This window comes from Mesorhizobium sp. M7A.F.Ca.CA.001.08.2.1, assembly GCF_003998455.1.
In the GTDB taxonomy this organism is placed as follows: Bacteria; Pseudomonadota; Alphaproteobacteria; order Rhizobiales; family Rhizobiaceae; genus Mesorhizobium; species Mesorhizobium ciceri.
The window spans coordinates 1-4,280 of the sequence record NZ_RZPW01000562.1 but is presented as its reverse complement, the minus strand read 5'-3'; the positions used below and the strand labels follow the sequence as shown (position 1 = coordinate 4,280).

Genomic DNA, 4,280 nt, shown 5'->3' with positions numbered 1-4,280 from the left:
CGAAAGCCCTGGTCGGCAGGGTGCGGCTTCTCATCCTGGACGAGCCGACAGCGGTCATCGCTGGCCGCGAGGTCGATCTTTTGTTCGAGAACATGCGCAGGCTGCGCAACGAAGGCGTCGGCATCGTCTACGTCTCCCACAGGCTTGAGGAGATATTCGAAATCGCCGACACGGTGACCATACTCAAGGACGGCCAGCTCGTCGGCACCAGCCCGGTAAGCGCGCTCACGCGTGAAGAGATGATCACTCGAATGGTTGGTCGCCGGCTCAGCCAGATCTATCCGCCGCGGCGTACGGCACCGGCGGGCGGCCCGGATGTGCTCACAGTTCGCAATCTCAAGGCCGGTCCGCGCGTCCGCGACGTCAGCCTCAACGTCAAGGTTGGCGAAATCGTCGCCGTGGCCGGCATGGTCGGTTCGGGGCGCACGGAGGTTGCCGAGGCTATCTTCGGCACGCGCGCCGTCGAGAGCGGCGTGATCGAATTTGATGGCAAGCCATTCGAGACAATGCTTCCGAAGGGTTCGATAGGGCATGGGCTCGGTTTTCTAACCGAGAGCCGCAAGGACGACGGCCTGTTTCTCGGTCTGCCGATTTCCGCCAACATAGTGGCGCCCGACCTCGACGGCATAACGAAACATGGCCTGATCGACAGAAAGCAGGAACGTGCTGTGGCGATGCAGCAGATCCAGGATTTTTCGGTCGCGACGCCGTCGCCTGACGTGAAGATCGGCAATCTCTCTGGGGGAAACCAGCAGAAGGTGCTGTTCAGCCGCTGGTCGCGGATCGCCAGCAGGCTGCTTATCCTCGACGAACCGACGCGCGGGGTTGATATCGGGGCCAAGGTGGAGATTTACCGTATCGTGCGCCGCCTGGCGGATTCTGGCGTCGGTGTGCTGATGATCAGTTCAGAGCTGCCCGAAATCGTCGGTCTCTCCGACAGGGTCTTCGTCATGGCGCAAGGCCACGTCGTCGGCGAAATCAAAGGCGATGCACTCGGCGAGGAGGCGATCATGGATCTCGCCGTGCGATCTGTCGGGCACCGCGAGGCGGAAACGGATCAGCGAGCGGAGCCGGTCGGATGAGCGCGATCACGGTGGATCTTCGCCGCAACCGGCTGTTGCTTTCCTATCTGATCGTGGCAGTGCTGCTGGTACTGCTTGCCGTCGCCGGCGGCTTGTTGTCCGATCGGTTCCTGACCTGGCGCAACATCGGCAATCTGTTCCAGCAGCTCATCGTGCTGGGCATGGTCAGCCTGGGTCAGACGTTCGTCGTGCTGATGGGCGGCATCGATCTGGCGATCGGCTCGCTGGTCGGTGCGCTCACCGTCTTTCTGGCAAACTTCCTCGAATGGCGTCCGGATCTGGTCTGGCTTGCACTGCCGCTGGCATTGCTCGCCGCGACCGCTGTCGGCGCGCTCAACGGATTGCTGACGGTCGTGTTGCGCGTCCATCCCCTGATCGTCACGCTCGGCATGTCCTCGATCATCTTCGGCGCAACGCTGATGTACCGCAAGGAGCCCGGCGGCTCCGTACCGCGCGCCTTCGCGGATATTGCCTATGCAAAGGTCGGCGGTATTCCATTCAGCGCCATCGTGCTCGTGGCGATTTTCGCGCTCGCCGGGCTTTGGCTGCAGCGCACGCGTACGGGCCGCAGCATCTACTTCGTCGGCGGCGATCGGGAAGCGGCGCGGCTGAATGGGTTGCCGGTCGATCGTATCGTGGTGCTTGCCTACGCGCTGTCGGGCCTGTGCGCCGGCATAGCGGCGATTTTCCTGACCGCCCGCACCGGCGTTGGCGACCCGCGCATCGGCGCCGCGCTGACGCTGCAGTCGGTCACGCCAGTCGTGGTCGGAGGCACTATTCTGGCCGGCGGCAGAGGCGGCGTGCTCGGTACTTTCCTCGGCGTGCTGCTCGTCACCATGCTCAACAGCCTGCTGAACTTCGTCAATGTCTCGTCCTACTACCAGTGGGTCATCCAGGGTCTCATCATCATCATCGCGGTCGGCATCCACACCACAAGGCGGAGATAGTGATGGCGCCTCTCGATACCCCGATGCCGCGATCGCAAGGCATGTCCATGGCGTCAGTCTTCGAGCGCTACGGACTGATGATCTTCCTGGCCGTGCTGATGATCGTTGCGGCTCTCGCTTCACCGACCTTTCTGCGGCCGGCCAACCTGGTCAATGTGCTGACGATCGCCGCACCGCTTGGCATGGTCGTGGTCGGCCAGACCTTTGTCATCCTGGTGCGCGGATTGGACCTGTCCGTGGCCTCGCTGATGGCGACAGTGGCCGTGCTGGCGACCGCTTTCAAAGCCACGACCAATGAGGCGATTCCGATGATCTTCATCGCCGCGATCGCCCTGTCGGCCGCGGTGGGTCTGGTGAATGGCTGGCTCGTCGCCAAGCGCAATGTCAGCCCGTTTCTGGCAACGCTGGCGATGATGATCATCCTGCAGGGCATCCGTTTCGCCTATACTGGTGGGGCGCCGATCAGCACCTTGCCGCCAGGCATGGGCTTTCTGGCCTCCGGACGGATTTTTGGCGTTCCCGTCAATCTGATCACCCTGGCATTTCTGGCCACCGCGTTCGGCATCGTGCTGCACCGGTCACGCCTCGGCCGTGAGATATTCATGGTCGGAAGCAATCCGAAGGCCGCGTTCCTCAACGGCGTCGCGCCCAATCGCGTGGTCATCCTCTGCTACGTCATCTGCTCGGTCTGCGCGGGAATAGGCGGACTGTTTCTGCTCGGCTATGTCGGCACCGTTTCGAACTGGGTCGGCCAAGGCTACGAACTGGACTCCATCGTTGCCGCCGTGATGGGCGGGGTCGCGCTTACCGGTGGGCGCGGCAACATCTTTGCGGCGCTGCTTGGCGTGGCCGTTCTGGTGGTGATCAACAATCTCGTGCTGCTGCTCGGATTTCCGATCGAGATGCAGCTCATAATCAAGGGTGTCATCATCATCGGTGCGGCGGCGTTTTACCGGACGCGGCTCGCCTGACCAGATGCTGCCGTTGGACCCAAAGGGAGGAAGAGAATGACCGTTGAAGTTCTGGCGGATCGCGGTGCACGGGCAAGGCGCGACGAGGAAGTGGACGTCGTGATCGTCGGGGCCGGCCCATCCGGCTCGGTCGCCGCACTTCATCTGGCGCGCGCCGGCATTTCCGTCGTCGTGCTCGAGCAGGGCGAATGGCCGGACTATGCCGACTATACCGGCGCGCGTCCGGAACACGAGCTTGTCAGCACCAAGCTCTGGCATCCCAATCCCAACGTCCGCGACAATCCCAACGACTATCCCGTCGACACGTCGACGACGGATATCAACCCGCTGATGTTTGCCGGCGTCGGTGGCAGCGCGACCCTCTACGGCGCGCAGTGGATGCATTTCCTGCCGTCCGACTTCCGCGTGCGGTCGATGGATGGCGTGGCCGAGGACTGGCCGTTTACCTATGAAGACCTGCTGCCCTACCAGCTCGAGATCGAACGCGAGGTGGGCGTCTCCGGTCTCGCTGGCGATCCGGCCTATCCGCCGCGTGGGGCCTATCCCTTTCCGGCGCTGCCGATGGGCTCCGTTGGTCAGCGCGGTGCGCTGGGTATGGAGAAGATGGGCTGGCACTGGTGGCCGGGTAGCAATGCCATCCCGTCGGAGAAGTTCGGCGAACTCAATCCGTGCGTACGCCGTGGAACCTGTCTGACCGGCTGTCCGGAGGGCGCGAAATCCACGACCGACCGGTCGCATTGGCCGCTGGCACTGAAGGCCGGCGCGCGGCTCGTCACCCGTGCCCGCGTGAAAGAAATCGAGACGAACGAGCAGGGGCTGGCGACCGGTGTCGTCTATGTCGACGCGAACGGGCGCGACCGGCGCCAGCGCGCCAAGGTGGTCATCCTGTGCGCCAATGGCGTCGGCACGCCCCGACTGCTGCTGATGTCGGGAGGGTCCAGAACTCCAGACGGTCTCGCCAATTCCTCCGGCCTGGTCGGCAAGCGGCTGATGATGCATCCCTTCGCAAGCGTACTCGCATCCTATGAGGACCCGCTCGATTCCTGGCGCGGTCCCTTCGGCCAGCAGGTCTATTCGCTGGAGTTCTACGAGACCGATGAAAGCCGCGGCTTTGTACGCGGATCGAAATGGAATTGCATGCCGTCAGGCGGACCGGTCGGCGTGTCCGGCGCGACCGGGTCCAAAGTCTATGTCGCCGAAAGCGGCCGGTTCCAGGATTTCTGGGGGGCCAACCTGCATGTAAATGTGGCCCGCCGCTTCGGCCACTCGCTGATCTGGGG

The 4,280-nt window shown here is 63.4% G+C and carries 4 protein-coding genes; all 4 read left to right on the top strand.

Features of this window, described 5'->3' with window-relative positions; all coding sequences use genetic code 11:
- On the top strand, positions 1–1,082 hold a 1,082-nt coding region (locus tag EN914_RS26315), incomplete at its 5' end, for a sugar ABC transporter ATP-binding protein (RefSeq protein WP_206527240.1).
- The gene (locus EN914_RS26310) at positions 1,079–2,029 is read left to right on the top strand and encodes an ABC transporter permease (protein ID WP_050580433.1); all 951 of its coding nucleotides are present in this window, start codon (positions 1,079–1,081) and stop codon (positions 2,027–2,029) included. The genes EN914_RS26315 and EN914_RS26310, both read left to right, overlap by 4 nt.
- A 2-nt stretch (positions 2,030–2,031) precedes the next feature.
- Entirely contained in the window at positions 2,032–3,000 is a 969-nt protein-coding gene (locus EN914_RS26305) for an ABC transporter permease (protein ID WP_050580434.1), read from the top strand.
- 36 nt (positions 3,001–3,036) lie between these two features.
- Positions 3,037–4,280 (top strand): FAD-dependent oxidoreductase (locus EN914_RS26300; protein ID WP_164756669.1); only part of this gene is annotated, 1,244 nt, incomplete at its 3' end.